The organism is Allobosea vaviloviae, assembly GCF_001298265.1.
GTDB lineage: Bacteria > Pseudomonadota > Alphaproteobacteria > Rhizobiales > Beijerinckiaceae > Allobosea > Allobosea vaviloviae_B.
The window spans coordinates 1-651 of record NZ_LGSZ01000092.1 but is presented as its reverse complement, the minus strand read 5'-3'; the positions used below and the strand labels follow the sequence as shown (position 1 = coordinate 651).

1 protein-coding gene is annotated in these 651 nt (G+C 66.8%); it reads left to right on the top strand.

Annotation, left to right across the window (positions count from 1 at the left end; all coding sequences use genetic code 11):
* Nucleotides 1–238: 238 nt before the first annotated feature.
* Nucleotides 239–651, top strand: a 413-nt coding sequence (locus AE618_RS25970) for a ParB/RepB/Spo0J family partition protein (protein ID WP_156330499.1), incomplete at its 3' end; no start/stop codon positions are given.

The following is a 651-nucleotide window of genomic DNA, read 5'->3' as shown; positions in this document are numbered from 1 at the left end:
AAAAATGAACCTTGCTCGCCGACCGGCCATTCCGGTGGCGCTGACGCTCAACCGCCGCCGTCGCGATCCCGGTCCGTTGTCCCGCGCAGGGCTTTGCCCCGCTTGGCCATCCGGACCGAGATGCTCGGCCGCAGTTGCACCGACCTGTCCGCTCCGCGGCCTGGGAGGGGTCTTCGGGAAGAAGACTGAACCGGACAGGTCGAGGCCGTGTCCCGCACCCTCTGAAGGAGCTTCCCCCATGCATCTCATGAAAGTCGATCCGCGCGCACTGAAGGAGAACCCCGATCGCGCGCGCCAGACCGAATCGGCGCCGCAGGCCGATGCGCTGCTGCTGGCGACGATCAAGGCGGTCGGCCTCGTCCAGCCGCCGGTGATCGCGCCGGAGACCGATGGCGGCAACGGCTACATCATCGATTCAGGCCATCGTCGTGTGAAGCAGGCGATCGCGGCGGGTCTCGATGAGATCGAGGTCCTCGTCGTCGATGCGGCGAACGACAACGGCGCGATGCGCAACATGGTCGAGAACATCGCCCGCGAGCCGCTGAACCCGGTCGATCAGTGGCGGGCGATCGAGCGTCTCGTCGCGCTCGGCTGGACGGAGGAAGCGATCGGCATCGCGCTCGCACTGCCGGTGCGCCAGATCAAGAAACT